Annotated in this window: 22 protein-coding genes and 2 pseudogenes; 19 read left to right on the top strand and 5 right to left on the bottom strand. The window is 68.6% G+C overall.

Annotated features, from left to right (window positions below):
• The first annotated feature begins 123 nt into the window (after positions 1 to 123).
• The 14 genes from ACWDX7_RS05525 (at position 124) to ACWDX7_RS05460 (ending at position 15877) form a co-directional block, all read left to right on the top strand.
• The gene (locus ACWDX7_RS05525) at positions 124 to 591 is read left to right on the top strand and encodes a DUF6233 domain-containing protein (RefSeq protein WP_451488397.1); all 468 of its coding nucleotides are present in this window, start codon (positions 124 to 126) and stop codon (positions 589 to 591) included.
• A 124-nt stretch (positions 592 to 715) separates the two neighbouring features.
• Positions 716 to 1669 (top strand): hypothetical protein, encoded by a 954-nt coding sequence (locus ACWDX7_RS05520; RefSeq protein ID WP_451488205.1) that lies wholly within the window; start codon positions 716 to 718, stop codon positions 1667 to 1669.
• Between the two features lie 250 nt (positions 1670 to 1919).
• Positions 1920 to 2732 (top strand): hypothetical protein, encoded by an 813-nt coding sequence (locus ACWDX7_RS05515; protein ID WP_451488204.1) that lies wholly within the window; start codon positions 1920 to 1922, stop codon positions 2730 to 2732.
• Complete coding sequence (locus tag ACWDX7_RS05510; RefSeq protein ID WP_451488203.1) at positions 2729 to 3511, top strand: hypothetical protein; 783 nt, start codon at positions 2729 to 2731, stop codon at positions 3509 to 3511. Before ACWDX7_RS05515 ends, ACWDX7_RS05510 begins: the two co-directional genes overlap by 4 nt.
• A 338-nt stretch (positions 3512 to 3849) precedes the next feature.
• Positions 3850 to 4530 carry a hypothetical protein gene (locus tag ACWDX7_RS05505; RefSeq protein WP_451488202.1) on the top strand — a complete coding sequence of 227 codons (681 nt, stop codon included), beginning with the start codon at positions 3850 to 3852 and terminating at the stop codon, positions 4528 to 4530.
• Positions 4531 to 4934: 404 nt separating this feature from the next.
• Positions 4935 to 6215: a cation:proton antiporter gene (locus ACWDX7_RS05500; protein ID WP_451488201.1), complete on the top strand. Its 1281-nt coding sequence runs from the start codon at positions 4935 to 4937 to the stop codon at positions 6213 to 6215.
• Positions 6216 to 6718: 503 nt separating this feature from the next.
• Positions 6719 to 8125 (top strand): alanine racemase, encoded by a 1407-nt coding sequence (locus ACWDX7_RS05495; protein ID WP_451488200.1) that lies wholly within the window; start codon positions 6719 to 6721, stop codon positions 8123 to 8125.
• Positions 8126 to 8175: 50 nt separating this feature from the next.
• Complete coding sequence (locus ACWDX7_RS05490; protein ID WP_451488199.1) at positions 8176 to 9156, top strand: ornithine cyclodeaminase; 981 nt, start codon at positions 8176 to 8178, stop codon at positions 9154 to 9156.
• Positions 9153 to 10604 carry an MATE family efflux transporter gene (locus tag ACWDX7_RS05485; protein ID WP_451488198.1) on the top strand — a complete coding sequence of 484 codons (1452 nt, stop codon included), beginning with the start codon at positions 9153 to 9155 and terminating at the stop codon, positions 10602 to 10604. Before ACWDX7_RS05490 ends, ACWDX7_RS05485 begins: the two co-directional genes overlap by 4 nt.
• On the top strand, positions 10601 to 11743 hold the full coding sequence (gene hisC, locus ACWDX7_RS05480; protein WP_451488197.1) for a histidinol-phosphate transaminase: 1143 nt from the start codon (positions 10601 to 10603) through the stop codon (positions 11741 to 11743). Before ACWDX7_RS05485 ends, hisC begins: the two co-directional genes overlap by 4 nt.
• Positions 11707 to 12723 (top strand): PLP-dependent cysteine synthase family protein, encoded by a 1017-nt coding sequence (locus ACWDX7_RS05475; RefSeq protein WP_451488196.1) that lies wholly within the window; start codon positions 11707 to 11709, stop codon positions 12721 to 12723. The genes hisC and ACWDX7_RS05475 overlap by 37 nt, the downstream gene beginning before the upstream one ends.
• Positions 12724 to 12935: 212 nt before the next feature.
• A complete protein-coding gene (locus ACWDX7_RS05470) occupies positions 12936 to 13952 on the top strand; it encodes an ABC transporter substrate-binding protein (protein ID WP_451488195.1) in 1017 nt (338 codons plus the stop codon).
• Between the two features lie 81 nt (positions 13953 to 14033).
• Positions 14034 to 15062 (top strand): FecCD family ABC transporter permease, encoded by a 1029-nt coding sequence (locus tag ACWDX7_RS05465; protein WP_451488396.1) that lies wholly within the window; start codon positions 14034 to 14036, stop codon positions 15060 to 15062.
• The gene (locus ACWDX7_RS05460; RefSeq protein ID WP_451488194.1) at positions 15062 to 15877 is read left to right on the top strand and encodes an ABC transporter ATP-binding protein; all 816 of its coding nucleotides are present in this window, start codon (positions 15062 to 15064) and stop codon (positions 15875 to 15877) included. Before ACWDX7_RS05465 ends, ACWDX7_RS05460 begins: the two co-directional genes overlap by 1 nt.
• A 184-nt stretch (positions 15878 to 16061) precedes the next feature.
• Here ACWDX7_RS05460 and ACWDX7_RS05455 read toward each other — a convergent pair whose 3' ends face one another.
• Together ACWDX7_RS05455 and ACWDX7_RS05450 are read right to left on the bottom strand one after the other, a co-directional pair.
• The gene (locus tag ACWDX7_RS05455) at positions 16062 to 16667 is read right to left on the bottom strand and encodes a class F sortase (RefSeq protein ID WP_451488193.1); all 606 of its coding nucleotides are present in this window, start codon (positions 16665 to 16667) and stop codon (positions 16062 to 16064) included.
• A gap of 5 nt (positions 16668 to 16672) precedes the next feature.
• Positions 16673 to 17335 (bottom strand): DUF4142 domain-containing protein, encoded by a 663-nt coding sequence (locus ACWDX7_RS05450; RefSeq protein WP_451488192.1) that lies wholly within the window; start codon positions 17333 to 17335, stop codon positions 16673 to 16675.
• Between the two features lie 835 nt (positions 17336 to 18170).
• Here ACWDX7_RS05450 and ACWDX7_RS05445 point away from each other — a divergent pair.
• The 3 genes and pseudogenes from ACWDX7_RS05445 to ACWDX7_RS05435 all read left to right on the top strand — a co-directional run.
• Positions 18171 to 18599 (top strand): annotated as a pseudogene (locus ACWDX7_RS05445) (IS5 family transposase); the annotation flags it as partial.
• A 115-nt stretch (positions 18600 to 18714) separates the two neighbouring features.
• Positions 18715 to 19125 carry a hypothetical protein gene (locus ACWDX7_RS05440; protein WP_451488191.1) on the top strand — a complete coding sequence of 137 codons (411 nt, stop codon included), beginning with the start codon at positions 18715 to 18717 and terminating at the stop codon, positions 19123 to 19125.
• Positions 19126 to 19724: 599 nt separating this feature from the next.
• Positions 19725 to 20690, top strand: a complete 966-nt coding sequence (locus ACWDX7_RS05435) for a YihY/virulence factor BrkB family protein (RefSeq protein ID WP_451488190.1) — start codon at positions 19725 to 19727, stop codon at positions 20688 to 20690.
• Between the two features lie 171 nt (positions 20691 to 20861).
• On the opposite strand, the gene ACWDX7_RS05430 is transcribed toward ACWDX7_RS05435, so the two are convergent.
• Both ACWDX7_RS05430 and ACWDX7_RS05425 read right to left on the bottom strand, forming a co-directional pair.
• Complete coding sequence (locus ACWDX7_RS05430) at positions 20862 to 21101, bottom strand: hypothetical protein (RefSeq protein WP_451488189.1); 240 nt, start codon at positions 21099 to 21101, stop codon at positions 20862 to 20864.
• Between the two features lie 6 nt (positions 21102 to 21107).
• On the bottom strand, positions 21108 to 21338 hold the full coding sequence (locus ACWDX7_RS05425) for a hypothetical protein (RefSeq protein WP_451488188.1): 231 nt from the start codon (positions 21336 to 21338) through the stop codon (positions 21108 to 21110).
• Between the two features lie 328 nt (positions 21339 to 21666).
• Here ACWDX7_RS05425 and ACWDX7_RS05420 point away from each other — a divergent pair, with 328 nt between their 5' ends.
• A complete protein-coding gene (locus ACWDX7_RS05420) occupies positions 21667 to 22113 on the top strand; it encodes a hypothetical protein (RefSeq protein WP_451488187.1) in 447 nt (148 codons plus the stop codon).
• Positions 22114 to 22570: 457 nt separating this feature from the next.
• Positions 22571 to 22732: pseudogene (locus ACWDX7_RS05415) on the top strand (ATP-binding protein); the annotation flags it as partial.
• A 287-nt stretch (positions 22733 to 23019) separates the two neighbouring features.
• Here the strand turns inward: ACWDX7_RS05415 and ACWDX7_RS05410 are convergent.
• On the bottom strand, positions 23020 to 23745 hold the full coding sequence (locus ACWDX7_RS05410) for a DUF4241 domain-containing protein (RefSeq protein WP_451488186.1): 726 nt from the start codon (positions 23743 to 23745) through the stop codon (positions 23020 to 23022).
• Positions 23746 to 24097 lie beyond the last annotated feature (352 nt).

The raw sequence follows: 24097 nt of genomic DNA, 5'->3' as shown, positions 1-24097 counted from the left end.
TGCCCGGACCCGAAGCGCCCTGGCTCAGGTCAGCCTTCGCTGCGATCAGCGAGTGGCCCCGCGGGCGAACTGGAAGGCGTCTGGCTGCCGAGTGGCCCGTAGGCCCCCGCCTCCACCGCCAGACTGGAAACTCGAATCCATCCGGACCGGGGCCGTACCGAAGGCGCTGCGGGTCCACGTCGGGGGCTGCCCGGTGAGGGGCGGGAAGGCCTCGGTCGTGAGGAGGCCCGCCGGATGCTCGCCGAGGGCGTCGGGCCCTGCCCGTACTGCAGCCCCGAGAAAGCACGCGGCATGACCTGCCGACGGCCGCCTCCGGGCGGTGGGTACGTGCGGAGGTACGGAAGCGGAGGTACGGAATGGGGGTGCGGCCTTGGCCAGCAGAGGCCGCGACGGGGGCCGCGCCCCGACCTGATGACTTCTCCTGCCTCGGGTCGGGACGGCGTTCAGCCGATCCGCATGGGCGGCCCTCCGGTGTACGGCCGGTCAGCCGGCTCCGCAGTACCTCTTCGGGACCGCCCTGGTGGCGACCGAGGTGAACTCGCGGTGAAGCCGGTGGCGAGCTCGGCCTCCTTGATCGACATCACCGTCTGACGGCCACGGACCCGGCCAGCCGGCGGCGGCCTGTTCGTCGGCCAGCGCCTGAGCGCCGTGGCGGGAGCGTGCCTACGCTGGGAGAGGCTCGCAGATCGTCTCCCAGCGAGGGTGATCGATGACAATGAAGCACATCGCTACCGCTGCCGCCGTTGCCGTCGTGTGCCTGCTGCCCGGATACACGCACGCGCCCACCCCGGACGGCGGTTCCTGTCCGACCTCGCCGTCGGACAGCTTCTGGCGTGCACCCGTGGACGCGCTGCCCGTGCACCCGAACTCCGCCCAGTACATCGCGTCGATCGGTTCCACGGAGCCACTGCACCCGGACTTCGGGTCCGGGCTCATCGACGGCCGGCCGTTCGGTATCCCCATCACCGTTTCGGACAAGCTGGTGCCGGAATCGAAGGTCTCCCTGGACAACACCGAGGAAAGCGAGACGTCCGGGTACCGCATCCCGCAGAACGCAAGGATTGAGAACGGTCCGGCGAGCGACGGGGACCGGCACGTCATCGTCTGGGACCGCGTCCTGTGCAAGTCCTACGAGCTCTGGGACGCACGCCAGCAAGGCGACAACGCCTGGCATGCCGGCTCGGGAGCGATCTTCGACCTGCGGAGCAACCAACTACGGCCCGACGGGTGGACGTCGGCCGATGCCGCCGGCCTCGCCATCCTCCCCGGTCTGGCGCGCCACGATGAGGCCGTGACCGGGCGGATCGACCATGCGATCCGCATCACCGTGCCTCGCTCGGACCAGAGCTACGTCTGGCCCGCACGGCACCAGGCGGGCTCCGCGGCGGACGAGTCGCTGCCTCCCATGGGGCTGCGGATGCGTCTCAAGAGCTCGGTGGACACCTCGCAGCTGCCTCCGCAGGCGAAGGCCGTGGCCGAGGCGCTCAAGAAGTACGGCGCCATCGTCGCGGACAACGGCTCCCCCTGGTTCATCTCCGGTGAGGAGCACGCCGGCTGGGACAATACCCAGCTCAACGCCCTCAAGGACTTCAAGGGATCCGACTTCGAGGCGGTCGACGCGTCCGGACTCATGCAGTCCCCGGACTCGGGAGCCGTCACGCCGAGGTGACCCCCACCAAGCCTTGATCGCGGCTCTCAGCTGCGACTCTCAGCTGCGGCTCTCAGCGTTCGGATGAGCTGGGACCGAAGCCGTTCGCGGAGGTGGATCTCCTCGCCGCTGAGCGGGTCATCGGTTCGGCGGATGCGTACGGGCTTGGGCAGCAGCCACTTCTCCTCGGTTTCTGTGCCGTACGGGCATAAATGCCCGGGTTGGTATTGAATGTGACATTGGGTGATCTTCGAGGACGTGGGAGTGCGTGATGGCTGGACCGGCGAACCTCGATGCCGCCGCACAGGTCTGGAAGTCGCTGCTGCCCGCGGCGGTGCCACTGGAATTCGGCCCGCCGCCCGTGAAGGTTCTGAGGAAGCGGTTCGAGGACGCCGCCGAACAGGTGCATCTCCTCACCCGTCAGTCAGTCAACTCCATCGGGACGGAGCTCTGGTACCTGAGCGGGGTGGCAGCAGAGGCCGAGACCGCCTACAGCCGCGGGCTGCACGCTCTGGCCGTCGAGCAGCTGAAGACCTACAACACGATGGCCCGGGCACTCCAACAGCAGTGGGACAAGGTCCCGGGCAGGGCGGAGCTGTCCGTGGCGCAAGACGAGCTGGCCCACGCCGCGAGGGACCTGTGGAAGGCCCTGGCTCCTGACGGGGTGCCGTACAACTTCCTTCCGGGCCACCGGGTCAGCCCCCAGGACGAAGGAGCGGCGAGCCAGAGCCTGCAACTGCTGGACACTCTCTGCCAGACCCTGTCCGAGGTGGAGGGCGCCCCTGACCTGAGAGGAGCCCTGCTGGAGGCGCAAGCAGCCACAGACTCCTTCGGTACCGCTGATGCCGAAACTGCGATCAAGGACCACTTGGAGCAGTTCAACACCCACCTGTCCCATGCGACGTGGACCGCCCGGAACACGCCCCACGAGCAGGACGTCGGCGCGCACATCGACGCTTGGAACGACGCCGCGAAGGACCTCTGGGAGCTCATCGCACCCGGCCAGTACTGGCAGCTGCTGCAGTTCCGGGTCAGCAGCCCTCAACCGCCCACTGCGCCTGCCCCCGATGAGCGCCAGCGGTGACCGCGATGCCGATGGCGCAGCTGCTGCAGGCCGTGGGCCAAGAGGTGCTCGCCGGGCAGGTGGAAGCCCTGTCATGCTGCCTGGCCGCCATCGACCACGAGGCGCTGCGCACCGGCGCCGAGGGCTACCCGGTGCCCCGCGTCGAGCGGGTGAGTGTGGAGCGGCCGGTCGCCGCGGCGACCGGGGGCGCGGTGCTGCCCGCGCAGCGGCACGCGCACGCCTCACTGCTGGAACTGATGGACCTGCCCTGCCTCACCGTCGAGCGTGCCGAACTCACCCTGTACCTGAACGTCCCCGAGCCGCCGGCCCCCGGCCGGCCGCTTCACTTCGTCTTCGCCCCGCCCGAGCAGGCCACCGTCACCGTGACCGTCCACCTCAGGCAGCTACCGCGGTCCCAGGAGCCGGCCTTGCCGGCTCTTCTGGCGATCAGTCTGGGCGCGGCCGGCAGCGCCGCCCCCTGGGACTTCACCGGCCACCCCCCGGGCACGCAGCAGACCGTGCAGGCCTGGAGTCTGCTGCTGGGCGTACGTCTGACCGCTCACCACCTGCCGAAGACGCTGCCGCCCGTCGCGGCCGCCGCGCTTGAGGAAGCCCTCGACGCCCTCACCCGGGCCACCTACCACTACTGCACCGGCGGCCGCCGTCTCCCACCGGCCGCCCTCGGCCCGCTCTTCGCCCAACTGGACGCGCGCCTGGCGCCGCATGCCAACGCCATGCCGGCACTGGCAGAGTTCGCCGCCACCGCACTGCCGCTGCGCAAGATGCTCACTCAAACTTGACGGGACCGCCTGCGGCTCTTCGCACACCCCAACGGCCGGCTGGGATGGTCCAGTCGCATCAGGTGTGCCGGGTCGTGGCCGTGTGTGGGTCGTCCCCGCGCACCCGCTGCGTCCTTGCCGCCTGGAACGGGGCACGGTTCCCGTGTGCCGGCCTGGTGCGCCCTTGGACGCTCTGGCCGGCGCTACGACATCTGCCACAGGAAGAAACGCTTCGCCGGTATCCGAAGGGGTGACTCCTCGCTTCAGATATGGCGGCTGCGTGCCGACTCGCCATAGTCATGGCTGTCGCGCCAGACATGTGCGCTGTTCCCCTATGCAGACACCGGAGGTGACCAGAAATGTTCGAAACGCGACGTGAGTTCAGGGACGCCGCCGAAGAAGCCCGCCCCGCGTACCTGCGCGCAGCCGGCGAACAGGACCAGGAAGGAGTGCGGCAAGCTTTCTCGCCCGAAGGGCTGGAGGTGGCTTTCGACGTCTACAAGGCCGCGCAGTGGGCTGTCGAAACCAAAAAGGGCGCAGGGCTGATCGTCGGCAATAGGCTGGACATGGACCATGTCGTGGCCACCGAAAAAATCGCGGGCATTGACGCCTCCATGATCAAAAATTTTGAAACAATGAGCGAGGCCACCAAGGAGAGCGGTCGGGGAGAAATCCTGGACTCCGGAAAATGGACAATTCTGGTTAACGACGCATGGCTGCTCGGCGGCATCCATTACATCGCGCAGTTCTTCCTCGCCTCCCCCCGCACCAAGGAGAACATCTACAGGACAGTACGCCCGGACTGGTTCAAGTCGGGCAGGCGCTTCCGTCCCGGCTTCACCGTATTCTCACGGGAATTGATCGGGCTTGTGGCATGCGGCTACTCATTCGACAGCCATAAGACCACCGGCGAGATCGCCTGGCTCCCTCACAAGAGCCATCACCCCGGAACCTTCACCTTCTCCCACTATCAGGCCAAGGTGAACGAATACACGAAGGGCACCAAGTGGCACGCATTGATCAGCAGCCTTCACCAGTAAGAGACGGGTGGTGGCGGCCGTGGCGGGCGTCTGCAACCGTCGCGCTATCGGCGGATCCGCCGCCGGATCCGCCGCGCCCACCCGCCGCCGCAGGAGGCCGTGCAGCCCGTCACCGGCGCGGCCAGCGGGCGCTCCTGGATCAAGGCGACGATCTAGGGCAGCCGGTCGTCCATCGGCTCTACCGGGGGCACCGGGGGTGAGTTGCAGGCCAGCCGGTCTCCTCGACCTCCGCGGGCATGCCTGTCAGGACGCGCGCCTGCCGGTCGCTGCGGGGGCCGACGAGCGGGAGGGAGCTCGGCTTGACCCCAGGGGTTCGCTGACCACCTCACGCTGTGTTCTCAGAACTGCGGCGTAATCGGGCAAGGCCCCTCATGAAGTGATCCGATTCGGACAGGCTGGGCCAGATGACAACACTTTCCGACGTCGTGTACCTGGCCATGGGGATCGGTGCGCTCGGTGCTGCCGTGCTTCCCCGGCTTGTCCTCCGCCGGCCGTTGTCGATGCCGATGGTGTTCCTCGCAGCGGGAATGCTGCTCGCTGTGCTGCCGACGTGGGTGCCTGTGTGGGTGCCGGTGGTGGAACCGGGGCGGGACCGGCTGTGGGTGGAGCACGCGACGGAGCTGTGCGTGATCGTGTCCCTGATGGGGGCCGGGCTCGCCCTCAACCGGCCCGTGGGCCGCCGTTCCTGGAGGGGGCCTTGGCGGTTGCTGGGCATCAGCATGCCGCTGACCATCGCGGCGATGGCCGTGGTCGCGGCGCTGGTCCTCCAGTGGCCGCTCGCCCCGGCCCTGTTGCTGGCGGCCGTGCTCTCGCCGACGGATCCCGTGCTGGCGGCGGAGGTGCGGGTGGGTGAACCCACCGACGCCGAGGACGACGAGGACGAGGTCCGGTTCTCCCTCACCGCCGAGGCAGGGCTGAACGACGGACTGGCCTTCCCGTTCGTCCTGGCAGCTCTCGCCCTGGCGGCGGCGCCCGGCGGCGCGTTGACGACAGGCTGGGTCGGGCCGTGGGTCCTCGTCGACGTACTGGTCCGCACCGGCGTCGGGGTCGCGGTCGGGCTCATCACAGGGCGGCTGCTGGGCTTGATGTTCTTCCGGGCCCGGCCTTCGGCGCTGCGGCTGTCCGAGCACATGGAGGGGTTCGTCGCCCTCGGCGCCACCTTCCTTGCCTACGGTGCCGCCGAATTGGTGCACGGCTACGGGTTCCTGGCCGTCTTCGTCACCGCCTGCACGATACGGGCCGCGGAACGCAGCCACGGCTACCACAAGGTCCTGCACGAATTCACCGAACAGATCGAACGGCTACTGACCGCCTTCCTGCTCTTCCTGCTCGGTGGCTACCTCGTCGCCTACGGACTGCCCTCTCTCACCTGGCAGGGGGCACTCGTCGGACTGCTCCTGGTACTCGTCGTGCGGCCCGCCGCGGGATGGATCGGGCTGCTCGGTGCCGGTACCGGACCTCGCGAACATCTGGTCGCGGCTGTGTTCGGGATCCGCGGCATCGGCTCCGCCTTCTACCTCGCCTACTCCCTCGGCCACAGCGACCGCTTCGACGCGCACGCACAGCAGTTGTGGGCCATCGTCGCCTTCACCATCCTGCTCTCCGTCCTGCTGCACGGCGCCACCGCCACCCCCGTCATCCGCCGCCTCGACCGCCTACGCCGCTCCTCCCCCACACCCCCCTGAACAACAGCCTGGCTGGTCCAGGTTCGTCGTACGCCTTCCCCTGGCCGTGCTCCTCTTCGGCGTTGTGAGCCCCGGCGCCATCGCGGCGCCCGCCGCCAGGCCGCATCCTCGGCCTGGACGGTGACCGTCAGCGGCCCGTCGCACCCGAACCCCGAAGGACTCGAAGGGCATGTCGTACGTCTGGCAGTAGGCGTCTCCGGTGCCATGGTGCCCCGCCGGGCAGATCGAGCCGGGCTCCGGCCAGCCCGACAGCCCCGTCCTGCACTGCGGCAGCCGTGATCCGGCGTGCAGGGGCGAGGAGCCACAGGCTTCACGTGGAGCTTCCAGGCATCCACGCCTCTCGCCCTCGGCGGCGCCTACGTCGAACTGCTCGCGTCGAAACTCGACGGATTCGCAGGACCGGACGCCCATGTGTGGCAATTGCTCCCCTTTTGCACCGGGGGAGCGGGTGCCCACTATGGCCGCTATTGAAAATGAGTGTCATCATCGTATAGAAATACGGGGTGCTCATCTCACGACAGGTGCTGGAGCGCCCGATGGCCGGAGTCCGGCCCTTCGCGCTCACCGCACTCCGGCATCCCACGGTCTCCACGCTCCTGGCGGATCACCGCGTCCTGCTGGCCGACCTTCTCGACGGCCTGGGGTCACCGCTGCACGTCGTGCTGCCCGAGATCTTCGAGGAGAACGTCGTCGGACTCCGGCAGGCGTTCGCCGAGGCGGGCGCCTCCGCTGACATCCTGTTCGCCAAGAAGGCGAACAAGGCAGGCTGTTACGTCACGTCGGCCGCCGCTCTCGGCGTCGGGGTCGACGTGGCCAGCACGCCCGAACTGATCAAGGCCCTGGCAGGCGGAGTCCCCGGACACCGGATCGGAATATCCGGCCCGGAGAAGGACGACACGCTGCACGCTCTCGCCGTTCAGCACGGCTGCCTGGTCGCCGTCGACTCGATCAGTGAGCTCCGCCGGCTCGCCGCAACCGCGCGGCTCGCTCGGCGGCAGGCCACTGTGGTGCTGCGGTCCCGGACGGTCGGCCAGCCCGGAAGCCGCTTCGGACTGTCCGCCGCCGAGCGGGATGCCGCTGTCGGTCTGTGCGCGGAACTCGCCGCCCACATCAGCCTCCGGGGATTCTCGTTCCACCTGAACGGCTACTCCACGGCGGAACGCGCGACGGCGGCGAACGAGATGATCGAACACTGCCTCGACGCCCGGCGGCGCGGCTCGCTCTCCGCGGAACTGGTCGACATCGGCGGCGGGTTGCCGGTTCGCTATGTCGATCCGCGGCTCTGGGACGAGTTCCTCGAGCAGAACGAGCCGGCCCACTACCACGCGGCCAGGGACTTCAAGGACTTCTATCCGTACGGCGGGCAGCCCGCGGCCCAGGCAGTGCGCGCGATCATGGCGCACCCGGTCGGCGGTGGCGAGAGCCTGTCTGCGAAGGCGGGACGCAACGGCATCCGGTTCGTCGTCGAGCCCGGCCGGGCCCTGTTGGACCAGGCCGGATTCACCATGTACCGCGTACAGCAGGTCGACGACCGACGGGACACCGACGGGTACGCCATCGTCACCGTCGCGGGCAGCAGTTTCAGTCTCTCCGAACAGTGGTTCAACAGTGACTACCTCCCCGACCCGCTGCTGATCTCCGCCCGGCCCGCCGCCGCCACCACCGCCGACGAGATGTTCCCGGCCTGCGTCGCAGGCTCGACGTGCCTGGAAAGCGACCTGGTGACCTGGCGGAAGATCGGCTTCCCGCGGCCCGTACAGCGCGGTGACCACCTGGTCTACCTCAACACCGCCGGCTACCAGATGGACTCCAACGAGTCACCGTTCCATGACGCCGCCCTGCCGTTGAAGGCCGTGATCCGGCTCGGTGACGAAGGGGCCCCGCCGCGCTGGCGACTGGACGGAATCTGATGCGACCCCGAACTAATCCGATGCGACCGCCGATGAAGGAGAAGCCTCGCATGTCACAGAGTTACGCCCCACCCGGGAAGTTGTGGCTGTTGCCGCAGTCCCAGCAAGAGGGACTGGACCTCGACCGCCGACAGGTGATCGCGGTCGTCGAGCAGGCCTACCGCGCGTTGCGCGAAGGCGGCTCCAACAACCCGGTCAAGACGATCATCGACGATCCCGACCACCGCTCGCTGAGCTATTCGATGGTGGCCAGGGACGCCGGTAGCGGCACTGTCTGCTTCAAGGCCGTCTACGAGTTCGACCCGCGCCGCAACCGGGACAGCTACCGGTTCCACTCGTTCGTCTTCCTCGTCGACGACACCACCGGGGCGCCCATCGCATTGATGGACGTGGTGAAGCTCGGACCGCTGCGGTCCTCGGCCACCACCGCGCTGTTCGCCCGCGCGGCCTGCCCCGACGCACGAAGCGCCCTGGTCGTCGGCACCGGTGTCCAGGGCCAGGCGGCACTGCCGATGCTGCTCGCGGCCCTGCCGAAGTTGGAGCGGCTGCAGGTGTTCGGCAGCTACCCCGACGGGCTGCGCGCCGTCCAGGACAGCGTCGAGGGCCGCGAGGTCGAGATCGTCAAGGATCTCAGGGAGGCCACCGGTGAGGCGGACATCGTGATCGGCGCCGCCGGCCTGTCCGTCACGGAGGAGGTCCGGCGTGACTGGATGAAGCCGGGCTCGGTCGCGGTACTCCTCGGGTACGGCGTGCACGCCGACGTGTGCCACCGCGCGGACTACCGGATCGCCACCGATACCGCCCAGATGCACGCCACCTGCGACGACCTGCGGGGCGCGGACGGCAGCCTGCCGTCGGTGGACGCCCAACTGCCGGACATCCTGCTCGGCCGGGCATCTGCCCGCCGCCATCCGGACGACGTGGTCTTCGCCTACAACAGCGGTATGGCGGTCACCGACGCCGCGCTGGGCCGGTACATAGCCGATCTCGCGCTGGCGGGCGGGCGCGGGGAAAAGGTCAGATTCTGGTGAGTAGCAAAACAACCGAAACGACCGAAACAACCGACACGACGGGTACGGCAGAGACCGGCGTCGGCTGGTGGGTCAAGAACTCGCGGACGCTGCTCAAGCTCGCGTTCCCGTTGATCCTGACCAACTTCGCCTATGTCGCGCTGACCACGGTGGACATCGTGATGCTGGGCAGGCTCGGCGCGGTCGAGATCGCCGCCGCCGGTCTGGCCATCGCGCTGTTCAACCAGCTGCGTACCACTGGAACAGGCCTGGTCACCGGAGTCAGCAACCTGGTGGCCGAGGCGCGGGTGCAGGGCGACCGGGAACGTATCGGCGCGCTGCTGTTCGCGGGGTTCTTCTGGGCGACCGTGTGCGGCGTGGTGTTCTGCGCGGTACTCCTGCTGGTCGGCCCGCTGCTCGTCCTACTGGGTCAGGACCCGGCGGTGGTCGACAAGGCAGGCGAGTTCCTGATGGTCCTGGCGCCGGGCATGCTGCCCTGCCTCTGGTTCCAGAACTTGCGGCACTTCACCACCGGGCTCAAGCGGCCCGGCCCGCTCCTGGCCATCACGCTGGCCTCGATCGGCGCGACCATCGGCCTGAACTACGCCTTGATCTACGGCAAGTTCGGCCTGCCCGCCTTCGGATTCGTCGGCGTCGCGATCGCCACCGTCACGGTGTTCCTGTTGTCCTTCCTGGCGTTCATCGCGGTGATCCTGCGAGACAGCGTCCTGCGCCCGTACCTCACGTCGCCCGACGCGCGGCGCTGGAACGGGGACGCGGTCCGATCCGTCTGGCGCCTCGGCCTGCCGATCTCGGGTACCTACGCCTCGGAGGCCGGGTTCTTCAGTGTGCTCACCCTGGTCATCGGCTCCCTGGGCGTCGACGCCCTGGCCGCGCAGACGGTGCTGAACCAGATCGTCTACATCGTCTTCATGATCTCCGCCGGGCTGTCGCACGCGGCGTCGATCCACATCAGCGAGGCCGACGGCGCGGGCGACTACGTGACAGCACGCAGAATGGGGCTCCTCGGCACGGCTTGGGGCGTCATCGCGACGCTGGCGGTCGCCGTCGTGTACCTGGCGATCCCGACCCCGATCGTGTCCTTGTTCATCTCGGCCGAGCACGCCGGCAACTCGGACATCGTCGCCCTGGCCGTGACCGGACTGCTGATCGCCGCCCTCATGCAGGTCTTCGACGCCACGCAGAACATCGGCAACGGCATCCTGCGCGGCATTGGCGACACCGCAGGTCCCTTCCGGATCTCCCTCGTCGGGTACTGGCTGATCGGGCTGCCCGCGGGCTACCTGCTCGGGGTGAGCGCCGACTGGGGCGTCGAGGGCGTCTGGATCGGTCAGACCATCGGCCTCGCGGCCACAGCCGCCATCCTGCTGGCCGCCTTCCTGCGCCGCGTCGACCGGCTCCACCGCGCCACGTCCAGCGCACCCGTCCCGCAACCGGAGTCGTCATGAACCACGTCCTCGCACCAGCCACTTCGGCCTCCTTGATACGCAGGGAAGTGGCGGGCCTGCCCCGCTACGATCCCGGCGCAGACCCGGACGAGGTGGCCGCCCTCAGCGGCTCCCGACGCGTGATCAAACTCTCCAACAACGAGAGCCCCTTCGACATCTCTCCGGCGGTCGCCGAAGCCGTACGCCTGGCCCTGGCCGACGGCGTCTCCCGCTACCCCGACCCCACCGGCAAACGGCTGGCCGAGGCCATCGGGAAGAGCCTGGACGTGCCTGCCGAGCGTGTCGTGCTCGGCAACGGTTCGGAGAACCTCCTGGAGCTGCTGTGCCAGGCCGTACTCGATCCCGGTGACCTGGTGGTCACCCAGGCGCCCGGGTTCAGCCTGCACGAGATCTTCCCCCGCGTCATGGGCGCCCGGGTCGAAAAGGTCCCGGTCACCGCCGAGTTCGGGTTCGACGCGGAGGCCTGGCGTGACGCGCTGGCCGCAGGCCCGAAACTCGTCTTCCTCGCCAACCCGTGCAACCCCACCGGCGCGATGCTCAACGCCGGCCAACTGGAGCGCGTGGTGGCCGCCACGCCGGCATCGGCCCTGCTGGTGCTCGACGAGGCGTACGGCGAGTTCGCCCGGCCCAACCCCGAGTACCCCGACGGGCTGGAGGCCCTGCGCGGACGGGACAGGCCGTGGATCGTGCTGCGGACCTTCTCCAAGGCCTACGGCCTGGCGGGGGTCCGGGTGGGGTACGGCGTCGCCTCCGACACCGCCCTGATCCAGGCACTGGACCGGGTCCGTACTCCGTACAACGTCAACCAGCCGGCCCAGGACGCCGCCATCGCCGCGCTGGGCGACCACGCCCACCTGGCGGACACGGTCCGCCGGACCGCTCTGGAGATCGCCAGGGTCACCGACCGGTTGCGCGGCGCGGGACTGGGCGTGATCCCGTCCTCGACCAACTTCCTGTTCATCGACACCGGCCGCCGCTCCGACCGGGTCGCCCAGGAACTGCACCGCGCCGGAATCATCGTCAAGGCGTGGCGCGAGCCGGGATACGAGAACTACATCCGAGCCTCACTGTCGACCCCCGCGGACAACGACGTCTTCGTGCGATGTCTGACGGAGATCTGCGCGAAGGACAAGCCGTGATCAGAAGCAAGATGTCCGACCTGATAGGGCGAACGCCCCTGCTCCGACTGCACGTGCGGGAAGGCGGGGCGACCGTCCTGCTCAAGATGGAGCAGTACAACCCCACCGGCACCGCCAAGATCCGGATGGCCAGGAACATGGTGGACGAGGCGGAGGCGGCGGGGCTGCTCACCCCCGGCGGGTGGCTGGTCGAGTCCACCTCCGGCAACACCGGACTCGGCCTGGCGCTCATAGCCGCCGAACGCGGATACAAGTTCACCGCCGTGGTGGACAACCACTCCAGTACGGACAAACTGCGCGGCATGCTCGCCTACGGCGCCGACATACTCAACGTCGCCGGCGACGAGGAAGGCCTCGCCACCGCCGAACGCGACACCGTGGCCGAGCGGCTCGCGGCCGATCACGGCGCGTACTGGACGGCGCAACACCGCAATCAGGGGAACCCCAACGGCTATCGGCCGCTCGCCCGCGAACTGCACGACGACCTGGGCGACGACATCCACTACCTGTACGGGGCCGTCGGCACCGGTGGTTCGCTCTGCGGCACCGGCCGCGTCCTGCGGGAACGCATCCCGGACCTGAAGATCATCGGCGTCGAGCCGGTGGGTTCCGTCGTCTTCGGCGGCAAGGGCGCGCCCTACCACCAGTCCGGCACCGGCACCCCCGAAGGCTCGGAGATCGGCGGCGTCGTCGACTACGAACTGATCGACGAGGGCGTCAAGGCCAGTGACTCGGAAGCCTTCGAGACCTGCCGCTACCTGGCCAGGAACTTCGGCATCCTGATCGGCGGCTCGGCGGGCGGCGTCGTCTACAAGGCTTTGGAACACGCACAGGGCGCCGGGCCCGAGACCACCATCGTCGTGCTCGTCTGCGACGGCGGCGACAAGTACCTGGACACCGTCTTCAACGACGACTGGATGGCGGCCAACGACCTGTTCGACGAACAAGTCGTCCGCCGGCTCGCCGCGATGCTGCGGTAACACGCCCCGCCCCGACCGGATGGCCAGCACCACCCGGCGCATCCGGTCAGCCGCCCGATGTGCGGTACGCGGTGCTCTGCGGCTGCCGCCGCAAAGCACCGTCACCCCCTGACGTGTTCCTCGACCGGGTTCTGCCAGGCGATCCGCCTGAGCTGCCAGGACCTTTCTGCCCTCGCCAACGAACTGGTACCTTCCTGCTAATGAAAACGAAAATGATAACCATAGCCACTGCGGCCCTGATGGTGCTCGCGGTTACGGGATGCACCGCAGACCCGGCTTCCGATGCCGGCAAGCGGGCAAAGACGACGGGGGCGGGCGCGACGACGACCTACCCGTTCACCCTCAAGAACTGCGGCACCGATGTGACCTACAAGGCCGCGCCGCAGAAGGTCGTCACCCTCAACCAGTCTGCCGCCGAGATCCTCATCCACCTGGGCGTGGGTGACCGGATCGCCGGGTCGGGCTACGAGATCGAGAAGACGCCGGACGCGATCGCCGCCCAGTACAAGAAGATTCCGCTCCTGTCCGCGCACGGGCAGGAGATCAAGCACGAGAAACTGCTCGAAGCGCAGCCGGACTTCGTCTACGGCTCCTTCGCGAGCATGTTCAGCGCCGAGCAGTCCGGCGACCGCAAGCAGCTCCACGACCTGGGCGTTCCGACCTACCTGACCGAGTTCGACTGCTCGTTCCACGAGAGCGTGGCGGGCGCGAACTTCGACATGATGTACGAGGAGTACCGCCGGCTGGGCAAGATCATGAACGTGCCCGCCGCCGGAGAGAAACTGGCCGTCGAGCAGCAGGCCGTCGTGCAGACGGCGCTGGGAGCCGTCAAGAAGCGGGACACTCCGCTGAGGGTGATGTGGTTCTACTCCACCTACGAGGGCACTCCGTGGGCAGCGGGCCCCGGTGGTCTGCCGCAGCACATCTCAGAGCTCGTCGGGGTCGAGAACATCTTCGCCGACGCGAAGACCAAGTGGGCGGAGGTGAGTTGGGACGAGGTCGCGGCCCGGAATCCCGACGTCATCATCCTGGCCGACCTGACCCGAGGCGAACCCAACGACACCGCCAAGGAGAAGATCGAGCTCCTCAAGAAGGACCCCCTCACCAGCAAGCTCACCGCGGTGAAGGGCGACCGGTTCATCTCCATCCCCGGCTCCCACATGGATCCCAGCTACGGCAGCGCGTCGGTGGTTCCCGCGCTGGTCGACGGCCTGAACCGGCTCGGGTGACATACCGCCATCATGACGATGAGTTCACACAAGACCGCCGCGCCGACCGGAAACGGGATCACCAGCCGTGAGACCGTTCCGGTGCGCCGGCGGCGCGCCTCGACGGTGGCGCTCTTCCTCCTGGCCGGGGCCGGGCTGCTGGTGTCGGTCGTCGCCGCGTCGCTGCTGGGCAGCGCGGACATCCGACCTCTGGATGTCCTCTCCACGATCCTGCGGCATGTCGGCCTGGGCGCTATCGCGCCCACCCCGCCCCTGCCGGGACTGCTGGACGCCCTGATCTGGGAGTCGCGCTTCCCCCGGGTGCTGCTGGCCGCCGCCGTCGGCATGGCCCTGGCGGTCTCAGGCGCCGTCCTGCAAGCGGTGACGAGGAATCCCCTGGCCGACCCCTACCTGCTGGGAGTCTCCTCCGGTGCCTCCACCGGCGCGGTCGCCGTGCTCCTGCTGGGCATCGGCGGAAGCATCTCCCTGTCCACCGGAGCCTTCGTCGGCGGCCTGGTCTCCTTCGGCCTGCTGCTGCTCCTCCTTGGCGGGGGGCGCGTGGCCAGCCCTTCCCGAGTCGTGCTCACCGGCGTGCTCGTGTCCCAGTTCTTCGCCGCGGTCACCTCGGTCATCCTCATGGTCAGCGGGGACGCGAACTCCACCCGGGGCTTCACCTACTGGCTGCTCGGCACCCTCGGCGGCGCCCGGTGGGAAGGGGTGACCGTCACCGTCGTGATCATCCTGATCGGTGTGGTCGCCGTCCAGTTCTTCGCGCCCGCCCTGGACGCCTTCACCTTCGGGTGGGACTCCGCGGCCGCCCTGGGGATCAACGTCACCGCGGCCCGCATCTGGCTGATGGTGCTGACCTCGGTCATCACGGCGGCCGCCGTGGCCGCCTCCGGCGCGATCGGCTTCATCGGACTGCTCATTCCGCATGCCGTCCGCATCCTGGTTGGCCCGATGCACCGCACTCTGCTGCCTTTGTCCGCGATCGTCGGTGCTGTCTTCCTCATCTGGGTGGATGCGTTCGCGCGGACGGCGTTCTCGCCCCACGAGCTGCCGGCCGGCGTCATCACAGCGCTTCTCGGCGCGCCCGCCTTCGCGCTGGTCCTGAAGCGTCTGGAGTCCTGATGGGCCACATCACCGCCACCCAACTCTGCTGGTCGGTCAAAGGCCACCGGCTGCTGGACAACATCGAGATAGCGGCACACAACGGAAAGACCGTCGGCCTCCTCGGCCCCAACGGCTCGGGCAAGTCGACCCTCCTGCGCCTGCTCGCCGGACTGCGGCGCCCCGACACCGGAACCATCCGCTACGACGACACGAGCCTGGACGACCTGCACCGCCGGGTGCTGGCCCGACGTCTCGCCGTCGTCGAACAGGACGTGTCCGCCCACCACCACGTCAACGTCCGCCAGGTCGTGGAACTCGGTCGCACACCGTTCCGCGGCCGCTTCGACGCCCTGACCGAGCATGACCGGCGGATCGTCGACGCCGCGCTGGAACGCACCGACATCACCGACAAACAGCACCAGAGCTGGCACACCCTCTCCGGAGGAGAGAAGCAGCGCACCCAACTCGCCCGCGCCCTCGCGCAAGAACCCCGGGAGATCCTGCTCGACGAACCCACCAACCACCTCGACATCCGCCACCAGCTCGAACTCCTCGACCTGCTGACCTCGCTGGACGTCACCTGCGTCGTCGCCCTGCACGACCTCAACCTCGCCGCCCGCTACTGCGACCACATCGTCGTCCTCGACCATGGCCAGGTCGCCGCAGCGGGCGCACCGGAGGCCGTGCTCACCCCGGACCTGATCAAGTCGGTCTACGGAGTCGATGTCCTCGTCGACCGCGAGCACACCACCGGCACCCTCCGCATCACTTACCTGGCTGCCACGGCCACGCTAACGACTGCCACGAAAGCGAGGCAACTCGATCCCCCGTAGGGTTCGTCAGCCGCCGACCACAACGACCTGGGCGCTGTCGTCGGCGGGTTCAGTGCAAGCTGTCGGCGTACACGCCATATTCATGTGCACGCCGACTCGCGCCCTTCTGGGCACCGAACCTCCAACCGCGTAAAGGAGCGTTGTACGAGGGGTCTGGCTGGTCGGAGACCGTAGCGGGGGCCTGCTACCGGGTCTGCGGGCTGGTCGGCGTGGTGAGCCTGGCGTAGAGGACGAGGTTGTTCGCGTAACGGCGGGTGTGGTGGTCGTAGGCGCCGGAGCACGTGACGAGGGCCAGCCGGTGGGCGCCTTCGGTTGAGAACAAGTCGGCCGGCAGCCGCGTCCGCGGGTATGTCCGCCGGGCGGTGATCTGGTAGCGGTAGACGCGCCCGTTGGCTCCCGTGACGTGGACGACGCTGCCCAGGCCCAAGGCGTGCAGGGTGGAGAAGGCGCCGAGCCCTTGCTGCGTGTCAACGTGTCCGGCTATCAGCACCGTCCCCCGGGCTGCACCGGGGGTGGCGCCCAGTGCCCACCATCCGCTCTGCGGGCCCTCTTCCGGCAGGGCCAGGCTCCCGTCCGGCCGGGCAGCGACGGGGTTCACCTTGGCCTGGAGGCCCTTGGGCCCGCGGATGAGCACGGGCAGGGAGGGTTGGGTCCCGACGGTCGAGCGGGTGGCAGGCAGGGCGCCCTCCTCGGCAGCCGGATAAGGACTGCCGAGGAGGGCCCATCCCGCCGCCATTGCCAGGCAGCCGCTCACGGCAGCGCCGGCGGTCAGGATTTTCCGCCCGTGCATCGTTGTCAGCGGGTGCCGGTGTGGCGGCGGCGAGCCAGCCAGAAGGCCGCGCCGGCGGTCAGGACGCCTCCACCCACGAGGCTGACGGCGCCGATCGTGTCGTAGCGGGAGTCGTCAGCGGCGAAGTGGCCGCCGCTGCCCGCGCTGATCGTGGCGGCTTCCTTCCCGTGGTGGCAGGTGCCGCCGCGGACCATGTCATGGTGCATGGCCACCACGGGGCGGGCGGCTCGTGCGGCGGCGACGACCTCGGCGTTACCGCCCACGGAGATCTCGCGGTCGATCAAGGCCAGGGCCTGACTGTGAGCGGCGTCCTGGCTGGAAAGCCAGGCAGCGTCATAGGCTGCCGTCCCTGCCTGGGCCTGCACGGCAGCCAGCTTCCTCTGCTGATCCGCAGTAAGGGAGGCCGGCAGGGCGATGTCGAGCTTGGCGGCCAGCGTCTTCAGACCGGCGTCCAGCTTGGTGTGGTGGCGGACCAGCACAGCGCCGACGCCCTTCACGCAGGCCGTCGTCGCGTGCTTCTGCGCGTCGCTTCCGGCCGCGATCTCCGCCAAGTTAACCTGGTGCGCCGCTTTCGCGAAAGCGGTGTCCTGCTCGGCGGCTGACGCGCTCGGCACGCTCAGGAAGGCGGCGGCTATGAGGGCGGTGGTGACCACCAGTCGGTTCGGCATTGTTGCTCCTTTGCGCGTGCGGGCATCACGGCACGCATCTGAAATGGCGCCTTGTAGCACCGAGCACCATTCCTTCCGCGCGGACACGCCGTGGCCACGCCAACGGATCCACATTCACCACAACAGCCCAATCGAAGTCGACCGGCCGGATGAACTGCCGGTCGATCCTCGGGCATCACCGCCGCTGCAGTGGGAGGTCGAGTCGGTCCGCACTGATCCGCCTCAAGGCCCTGCGAGCACCTCAGCGCGCGGGGCCCACCACCGGAGGAAGTGACCGGCAGGCGGATCGTCCGCGCAGCCAATGGTCAAGGTGAGTACGGTGACGAGCAGAGCGGCGTGGGCCATGCGCCAAGGCACGCGGCAGATGAATTCTGTGGTCACCGGCCGATCCTGAAACGGGCGCCACCGGCCCTCCCCTGAAGGTCACGGGCAGGCGTGCACGCGCCGACCACCGCCCGGCAAGAGCAACGGGTATTCGATGACCCGCCACAACTGACACTATGATCAATGTTCAGCGGTGTCGGTCACGATGCGCTGTCACCGGCCATCCCTACCGGCAACCTGCCCGAACAAACCCTCGCCGCCGCACAGGCGACTACGGCCGGCAGGAACACGGTCTGGCGGAGCCGTGGCCGGTTTTACGGTGGGTGTGTTGGGGCTTCGGCCCGGGGGGTTTCTTGAAGCCTGGACATGTCCTCCGGTCTGGGCTGGGGCGGGTACGAGCGCTTTCCAGGAAGGATCCGGTCGGTCGGCGAGACGGCGTCGTTCGGGCAGTCCGTCAGCCGAACAGCGACGGGGGCAAGTACCGGAAGGCGGAAGAGGTGGGCGTCTCGAACTGTGGCCGCTGATCGAGCCGTTACTGCCGAAACCGACGCCCAAGCCGGTCGCGGGGCGGCCGCGGGTTCCTAACCGGCAGGCTCTGTGCGGGATCCTGTTCGTGCTGCACACCGGTATCCAGTGGGAGTACCTGCCCCAGGAGCTCGGCTTCGGCTCAGGGATGACCTGCTGGCGGCGCCTTGCCGCGTGGAACGAAGCCGGCGTGTGAGACCGCCTGCACGCAGTCCTGCTGTCGAGGCTGCGGGCGGCGAAGCAGTTGGACTGGTCCCGGGCGGTGATCGACTCCAGCCACGTCCGGGCCGCTCGGCGGCCCAAAAGCGGTCCCAGCCCGGTCGACCGCGCACGGCCGGGCAGCAAGCACCACGTCCTCGTCGACGGACAGGGCATCCCGCTCGCGGTGTCGCTGACCGGCGGCAACCGCAACGACCCCGGATGGACCCGAAGCGGGGCCATCTGCCCGGCGGCGGGACTCAAATGGAGATCATGGAATTCGGAGACCGAGCCCGGCAGACCCCAGTCGGCCCACCCACGGAGATGCCCAAGTGACAGAAGCAGATCCCGACGTCGTGGTCGCCTGGACCCGAGGTGACACCACGGTCCGGTGGAGCGGCCCCGCGGGGAACGTCGAGAAGCAGTACGAGCTGCCACCACAGGATGTCCTGGCGTGGCGCGAGTACGGGGAGACGCTGGTGCTGGTGGTGGAAGCCATCAACAGCGCACCCTTCACCCCGTCGGACAACGCGGTGGTCTACCGTGCCGACGGCTCGGAGCGGTGCCGGCTGCACCCGCCGCGCGACCTGCTGCCGAACCCGGACGATGTTCATGGCTTCTACACCGCCTTCCCGCAGGACGGTCGGCCGCTCGTGATCATCGTCACGCGCAACGCGGGCGATTTCCAGGGCCGTATCGACCTGGAGACCGGCGAGATCGCGGAGACCAACACCTGGCGCTGAACCGGAGGAAAACGGGCGGAGACCGTGCGGGACGGCACCAACCGGAAGGGAAGGCACCTGATACAGCGGCACGTATGAGCGGCCTCTCTGACCGCCCAGCCAGGCCCTGGTCGGCGGTCCACGACAATGCCCACATCCGCCGGCGGAACGGTGTACGTGATTACTCGATCCACGGACAGACGACCTGTGCTGAAAGTCGGGGTATGGGGAGCGGCCGGCGTGGGGCTCACCATTTGGGGACTGCGGGGACAGCCAGGCCGCCACCGCCCGCGGTCACGTCCAGGCGCAGCCGCTTGAAGCGGAGCGGGTGACGGAAAGCGCCCGCGGCCGACTATCGCGCACGGTCACAGCGACCAAAATCGGATGTGACACGAGCAGACCGGCCCCAAGATTCGAAGTCGGGTCGCCCGGAGGGATCGTGCCTCCGAGCTCCCACAGAACCGTGCGTAACAGTCGCCCGTTACACGGCTCTTGCACCTTGATCACCACGCCGTCCCGGCTCGGGCCTGACAAGGTCATCGCGCCCGCCCATTCAAGCGGAGTCTGCGCACGATGGCGCCCGGTCGCATGGAAACGGGCCGGCGGAGCACACCTCCTGCATGGGAACAGTGGTGCACGTACCGCAGACGAGGGACATGATCGGTGAGGAGTTGTCCGGAGACGAAGCATGGACCGCGCTGCGCCGCTACGGGGGCCGCCGGCTGGCGACCGACGCGTTCCTGCGCTTCCGGTACGCCGACGGGTTCAGCTTCGCGCGGGCCCTCGCCTTCCAGTTGGTCATCGGGATGGTGCCGTTCGCCATCGCCCTGGTCGGGGTCTCTGCGGCGGCCCACACCGAAAGCGTCGGACGGCTGATCGAACTGACCTTGGGTGAGATCGTTCCGGCGGCCAGCGCCGAGCTCGTGAGTGAGGGATTGCTGGCCACCCGCACGCATGCCGGCGCCGACATGGCGGGCACCGTGGCCATGTGGCTGGGCCTCGGTTTCGCCGTACTGAACCTCGCATCGGCCATGGGCCAGGTCGAGCGGGGGTGCAACCGCATCTACGGGATAGAACGCGACCGGCCGTTCCTGGAGAAGTACGGCCGCAGTCTGCTGCTTGCGGTCGGTGCGGGCGGGCCGCTGGTGCTCGGCTTTCTCGTGACGGTGGCCGGCGGGGCGGTGGGCAGGGCCGTAACGGAGGTGTTTGGCTGGCCCGGCGCGTGGCTGAGCTGGTGGGATTGGGGGAAGGTCCCGGTGGGCGTGGCACTCGCCTGCATGGCATCGGCGGTCGTCCTGCGGTGGGCGCCCCGGCGCGACCAACCGGGTTACACCTGGCTGGCGTTCGGCTCCGTCGTACAGCTCGTCCTGTGGATCACGGCTACCTGGCTGCTGGCCCTCTACGTGGGACACAGCGGGTCCTTCGGTTCGTTGTACGGGCCGCTGACAGCCCTGATGGCCCTGTTCCTCTGGGCCAACCTGGCCGGCATCGCGCTCTTCTTGGGCGTGGCCTTCGCTGCCCAACTGGAGGCCGCCCGAGCCGGCATCACCAGGCCCGTGCATCCGGATCCCGGTTCCGGACCCTGACCGACTGTCGCAGGAGCCCGCAGCTGTGGTGGGGCTCTGCACGAGCCGGGCACCTCCCTCGCCGTGAGGTCCAGGCGCAGACGCTTGAAGCGTACCGGGTGGCGGTGACGCCGCCGCGGTCAACGGAGGTGTCGGCGCTGATCTCCGCAACGAGATCGGGGCGGACCAGGATCACGCCTGGGACGTCACGGCCGCCCCGGGCCGAGGCGAACCGCACCCTGATCCAGGGAGGGCGGCGCCGGCTGTGATGAGGTGCTCGCCGACCTGCCGGGCCGCCTCCGGGAGCAGGGGAACGGTGCGCCCGATGGCGCGCAGATGGCCGAGGGTGTCGTAGCGGCCCAGGACCAGGATCTGGGGGTGGGCCAGGCTGCTCGTGATGCCCCGATGATCGCCTCGGTGGTGTCGCGGCACCGGATTTCAGGCCTTCTTCTCCGGGCGTGGCAGCGGCTGTGAGTGCCCTCTCGCAGCGGCAGGTGGCAAGGGGTCGGGGGCGGGGGCCGTTCGCAGCGCAAGCAGCGTGGTGGTGGTGACCGGCTTGATGTCCAGGGTGACCTTGACGGTGTACCCGCCGGGGAGCGTCTCGCTCCGGACGGTCCCGTCCGCGGTCACCACGTCGCTGTAGACGACCGTGGAGTCGCTGTCGCGCACGTAGTCGCGGCGGACGGGGTCACCGGGGCGATCCTGCCGGGAAGCAAGCCGTTCAACAACGCCGTCCGGCACTTCATGTGGCAGTCCAGCCTGACGTTTTTCTACGGGGCGCGGGCTGCCAAGCGGCTCGGCGACGCCCACGAGTGGGGCGAGACGTGCACGCGGTACTCGTCGGCGCGGCATGCGCCATGGCACTCGCCCTGGTCGGCGGTGTGCTGTACTGGCCCACCACGCTGCTGATCGGCGCCGAAGGGCAGTGTGACGAGCCCAAGGGCGTGGATCGCCTGGCACAGGTCTCGGCCGTCGCCGTTCCACCGGCGCGGCCCCCGTGCGGGGCGCGAGCGGCGCCGAGTGCCTGGACGACAGCGGCACCGAAGTCTGGCTGGTCGCCGACACGTACTACACCTACGACGGCGATCCCGACAAGGTGGTTGACCACTACTGGGCCGCAGCTCCGGCCGCGGGCTGGAAGGCCACCGGGTCACGCCCGGAGATCACCCCTGGCTTCCCGCTCAAGGACATGTGCTTCCGCAAGGAAGTGGGCGGGAATCCGACGCTGCTCAGGGTCTCGTACTGCGCGGACAAGGAGTACTTCGTATCCGTGAACGCGGTCCTCGAAAGGATCCCGGCCGAGCTGCTGAACCGGCCGCCAGTCAGCATGGGGCGCCCACCGGGTCCGTACGGACCTGGTGGGCGCCCCTCGTCATTCCGTCGGCGGCTACCCGCTTCACGCGCTTCTCGACTCCGGACGCACTCGCTCACCCAACTGCATTGACCGTCCGGTGATGTGTCCCCTGAACTTTCTTCGCGGCCAGCGTCACACCACAGCGGATCTTCCCGCCTGTAGCAGGCAAGAGGGAATCCGACCGGCGCCCGCGTCCCGTGCGGACCGCCACGGGTCGCGATCCTCCTCGCCGCGCTGGGCCCGGTTGAAGCCACGTGGCGTTCTTCGCCGAAGGAATGGCCGCGCAGTGGCTGAACCGGGATCCGAGCCAGTCTCCACCGCAGGTGGGCCGTGCGGGAGTCCATGAACCCTTCGCTATCCCGCGTGTCTAGGACGGCCTTTCTTGGCTCCGGGGTAACGGGTTCGGCTGGCCCCACCTGAGGAACGGTTTGAAGTGGCCGCACCTGGCTGCCTGGTGGCACCGGTGCACGCGGTTGGAGTCGTGCCGGATTGACCCGCTTGGCGGCCGGGATCACGCTGTGTGGCTTCGTGGTCACGGCCGTGTCAGTCGAACAGGCCGTTTACCGAGTGGGACCAGACCTTCACCGACAAGCGGCTCTGCCAGGCCATCGTCGACCGGCTTACATGCGAAGCCCACATCATCGAGACCGGAACCCAGTCATTCCGTCTCGCCGGCACCACCGCCAAGCGGCAGGCCGCCGCGGCCTGACCTCTCCGTAGACCGAAACGTCGACGGGCAGGCACCCATAAAGGTGCCCGCCCGTTCACATGCCTGTCAGGGGACGCGCCCGGGCGGGCTCGTGCGCCACACGCTACCGGTCCTCGACAGCCGCCCCCTGCACCTCGATCGCTCCGCCCCAGGACAGCCCGAAAACGTCACCCGATCGAGGGGGCACGGGAATTCTTGTGAATGGCCGGGCATGCTCCTCGCTTCACTTGATCAAGCTCTCAAGAGTGGGGGAGGCCCTGCGAGCGCCGGGCCCGGTGGGTGCTACGTCACGCTTTGGCGCTGTTCATGCCGCTGGTGACGACAATCGCGGCCACATCGCCGTTATTGGTCCGCCCCAACCAGACGACGCCACCCGACTGGGCCGTGAACGTGACGAGATCGGCTTGTTGCGACTCGTCGCTGATCCGCTCGCACCCGTCCGGCAGCTGTCCACTGTCACGCGGCTCCCAATGGCCATCCACACACGTGCGAAATGGCGCGGACAAGGTCGTCCACGCACCTGCGTCGGCGAAACAGCCAACATTGGCGTCGGAGTAAAAGCGGGGTTCCTCGCCTGGCTGAAGCCGGTCGACATCGTCCTCGACACCCAGGCCCATCTCCCACCCGATCACAGGGTCGTCGCTGATGCGCAGGCGCGTCGCGGCACACTCAACGCCATCGAAGTGCTCGCCGAAGAACTCGTACGGGCCCGCCGTCCATGCGATCTCCACTCGGTAGACGCCTGGGGGAATGCGCACCGCCAGCTCCCGCGAGGGCCTCGTTGGCACTCCCTTCTCGTATCTCCAGGTGTCATCGTCATCCCACGGCGCATCGACGACAAGACGGCCACTGGGTACACGAATAGTGGTCACCTCCTCGATGCCCGTCACAACGATGGGTGTTGTCGGATCGTCGTACACCGTCCCCAGGTGAGCGCCGGGCGTGAAAGCCGTCTCCAGGTACCAGGTGGCCTCAGGCCCGGCTGCCAGCCGAGCGTCTCCGGCCCACTTCATGTCTCACCCCTCCTCGCCGCCCGGCCGGGCGGTCAACCGAAACGTATGTGGGCCCGCTGACATCGGCACTTCGCGCATCGATCTCAAGTTCCGGCTGCCCGGCCGATCACCCTGCTGCGCGGCTAGACGGGAGTAGGCCTGGGGAGTTGCGATGAGTAACTCTGAGGCCATGTGAGCACGAGGTGGGGACATTCAAATGTCTCCATCAGGGGTGGGGCCACTTCAACCCGTTCCTCCGGGACACCACCTGAACCATTCACCCACACGGCCCAAAGGTGGGGCCACTGCGGACCGTTCCGGTGGGGCCAAAACAACCCGTTGAAAACACCCGCGCGACGTATCGCTCCTGCGG

This window comes from Streptomyces sp. NPDC003034, from assembly GCF_053591375.1.
Note: the sequence above shows the minus strand (reverse complement) of the source record. Positions and strands in the feature narration are given on the sequence as shown.

What these genes read in the sequence shown, in the direction of transcription:
- ACWDX7_RS05520 (WP_451488205.1), top strand. Translation starts at nt 716, where the DNA reads ATGAAGCACATCGCTACCGCTGCCGCCGTTGCCGTCGTGTGCCTGCTG.
- ACWDX7_RS05515 (WP_451488204.1), top strand. Translation starts at nt 1,920, where the DNA reads ATGGCTGGACCGGCGAACCTCGATGCCGCCGCACAGGTCTGGAAGTCG.
- ACWDX7_RS05505 (WP_451488202.1), top strand. Translation starts at nt 3,850, where the DNA reads ATGTTCGAAACGCGACGTGAGTTCAGGGACGCCGCCGAAGAAGCCCGC.
- ACWDX7_RS05500 (WP_451488201.1), top strand. Translation starts at nt 4,935, where the DNA reads ATGACAACACTTTCCGACGTCGTGTACCTGGCCATGGGGATCGGTGCG.
- ACWDX7_RS05490 (WP_451488199.1), top strand. Translation starts at nt 8,176, where the DNA reads ATGTCACAGAGTTACGCCCCACCCGGGAAGTTGTGGCTGTTGCCGCAG.
- hisC (WP_451488197.1), top strand. Translation starts at nt 10,601, where the DNA reads ATGAACCACGTCCTCGCACCAGCCACTTCGGCCTCCTTGATACGCAGG.
- ACWDX7_RS05475 (WP_451488196.1), top strand. Translation starts at nt 11,707, where the DNA reads ATGTCTGACGGAGATCTGCGCGAAGGACAAGCCGTGATCAGAAGCAAG.
- ACWDX7_RS05470 (WP_451488195.1), top strand. Translation starts at nt 12,936, where the DNA reads ATGATAACCATAGCCACTGCGGCCCTGATGGTGCTCGCGGTTACGGGA.
- ACWDX7_RS05460 (WP_451488194.1), top strand. Translation starts at nt 15,062, where the DNA reads ATGGGCCACATCACCGCCACCCAACTCTGCTGGTCGGTCAAAGGCCAC.
- ACWDX7_RS05455 (WP_451488193.1), bottom strand. Translation starts at nt 16,667, where the DNA reads ATGCACGGGCGGAAAATCCTGACCGCCGGCGCTGCCGTGAGCGGCTGC.
- ACWDX7_RS05450 (WP_451488192.1), bottom strand. Translation starts at nt 17,335, where the DNA reads ATGCCGAACCGACTGGTGGTCACCACCGCCCTCATAGCCGCCGCCTTC.
- ACWDX7_RS05435 (WP_451488190.1), top strand. Translation starts at nt 19,725, where the DNA reads ATGGGAACAGTGGTGCACGTACCGCAGACGAGGGACATGATCGGTGAG.
- ACWDX7_RS05410 (WP_451488186.1), bottom strand. Translation starts at nt 23,745, where the DNA reads ATGAAGTGGGCCGGAGACGCTCGGCTGGCAGCCGGGCCTGAGGCCACC.